We start from the raw sequence: 2,438 nt of genomic DNA, 5'->3' as shown, positions 1-2,438 counted from the left end.
GACCGCTGGCAGTGCGCCATGAGGCGCCTTGTCGTATCCCCGATTCAGTCGGGAAGAATTTGGAGGGAGGTTCTTGGGTCTGATGGCTTACCTGATCCGGAAACGGTGAGGGGACCGCAGCATGCCAGAAAATCGACGGCCGGGCTCAGGCATTGGAGACGGGGCGTCGAGGGACCCGCGTGACACGGTGAAAGCTGGATTGCTTGAATCCCAATCCCCAGGAGACTGAAGGTCAAGTCCGCCGGAAAGATGCCTGACACCGACGCCGCACCCTGCGATGGCTTGATGCCATGGCCAACGCAACCTCCGGAGTGCGGAGCGATGCCCAACGAGGGCATTCAAGGGGATGAGTGGGGCGCCTACATCACGCTATGACGTACGACAAGGACGAACATGGGATCGCCTACGGGAAGAGATCTTCCTATGGCGACGGAGGCCCCGTAGTAGTCGCCGGAGTCACGACCGGCCAAGGAGGGCGGGAGAGCCGTCCACATCGGGCGAAGGGGGCCAGGTGATCGGACACTCAAGACTTGGGAGGTATGCGTAATGCAGAGTGCCGAAACGGTGCTGGGTGTCCTCCGTGAACGCGGCAGGCGTGGCCTGCCGTGCAATGAACTGTATCGACAGTTGTTCAATCCGCAGTTGTATCTCACCGCTTACGGACGTCTGTACTCCAACAAGGGAGCGATGACGCCCGGGGTCAACGGGGAGACCGTGGACGGCATGTCGCTGGGCAAGATCGAGCACGTCATCGACGCGTTGCGCCACGAGCGCTACCGGTGGAGCCCAGTCAGGAGGGTCTACATCCCGAAGGGGCGGGGCAGTACAAAACTGCGGCCGCTCGGCCTGCCACCGTGGTCGGACAAGCTGGTTGGTGAAGTAGTGCGCCTGCTTCTTGAGGCGTATTACGAGCCTACCTTCTCCGATAACTCTCACGGCTTCCGACCCCGTCGAGGCTGCCATACCGCTTTACGTGATGTGGCGAATACCTGGACGGGGACAGCCTGGTTCGTCGAGGGTGATATCGCCCAGTGTTTCGACCGGCTTGATCACTCGGTCATGCTGCGAATCCTGGGCGAGAAGATCCACGACAACCGGTTCCTTCGGCTGGTGCGCAACATGCTCGAGGCCGGATACATGGAGGACTGGACCTGGAACGCCACGCACAGCGGAAGTCCGCAGGGCGGGGTCGTTTCACCGATCCTTTCCAACATCTACCTGCACAAGATGGACGAGTATGTCGAGAAGGTTCTCATCCCGGAATACACCCGAGGAAGAGTCAGAAAGCCGAGCCGCGCCTTTCATCGGGTGTGGGCGGCGATCCGACGCGCCCGCGAGCGTGGCGACCGCACCAAGGTGCGGGACCTGCGCAAGCAACTCCACAGTATGCCCAGCGTGGATCCTCAGGATCCTGGCTACCGGCGACTGCGGTATGTGCGCTATGCGGATGACACCCTGCTCGGATTTGCCGGACCAAAGGCAGAAGCCGAAGAAATCAAGAAGCGCTTGGCGCGGTTCCTGCGGGATGATCTCAAGCTGGAATTGTCGCCGGAGAAGACGCTCATCACGCACGCCCGGACCGGGGCGGCGAGGTTCCTCGGCTACGACATCACCGTACTTCACAACGACCGCAAGATCTCGGGCAGACGACGCTCTGTCAATGGGACTATCGGCCTGCGTGTCCCCCGTTCGGTGGTATCTGCCAAGCAGGCCCAGTACAAAGAGCGCGGCAAACCCGCGCGTCGGCCCGAGCTGCTGAACCAGGACGACCACGTCATCATCAGCACCTACGGGTCCGAGTACCGCGGCATCGTCCAGTACTACCTGATGGCCGGCGATGTCTTCCGACTCGCCCGGCTGCAATGGGTCATGGAGACCTCGATGCTGATGACGCTCGCCAACAAGCACCGCTCGTCGGTGTCGAAGATGGCCCGCAAGTACGCGACCACCACTGAGACACCGTTCGGGCCACGCAAGTGCTTCGAGGCCCGCGTCGAACGCGTCGGCAGGAAGCCACTGGTCGGACGGTTCGGCGGGATCCCGCTGAGACAGAACAAGAAGACGGTCATCACCGACCGTCGGCTGGCCCCGGTCAACATCAAACGCAAGGAGTTGGTAACCCGCCTCCTCGCCGGACGATGCGAGGCATGCGGACGCGTCGACGAGGTGGAAGTTCACCACGTTGCCAAGCTCGCAGACCTCGGAAAGCTGGGAACGGACCGGCCACCGTGGGCAGATCTCATGGCCGCGCGGCACCGCAAAACCCTCGTGGTTTGCGGTAGTTGCCACGCGGACATCCACGGCAAGAAATCTGTCCCAGCACTCACGGAGTAGTCACTGGAGAGCGACGTGCGGCGAAAGTCGCATGCGTCGTTCGGGCTGGGGGCCGTTGGAAAAGGACCTGCTCAGCAGGTACCTCGCTGACGGCCCACCAGTAC

Annotated in this window: 1 protein-coding gene; it reads left to right on the top strand. The window is 62.1% G+C overall.

The window, feature by feature from the left end; genetic code table 11:
- Positions 1 to 546: 546 nt before the first annotated feature.
- Positions 547 to 2,334, top strand: a complete 1,788-nt coding sequence (locus KUM38_RS18825; RefSeq protein WP_217130568.1) for a reverse transcriptase/maturase family protein — start codon at positions 547 to 549, stop codon at positions 2,332 to 2,334.
- The last annotated feature ends 104 nt before the right edge of the window (positions 2,335 to 2,438 follow it).

The organism is Streptomyces sp. AC558_RSS880 (assembly GCF_019049255.1).
Lineage (GTDB): Bacteria > Actinomycetota > Actinomycetes > Streptomycetales > Streptomycetaceae > Streptomyces.
The sequence above is the reverse complement of the archived record's forward strand: the minus strand, read 5'-3'. Positions and strand labels throughout refer to the sequence as shown.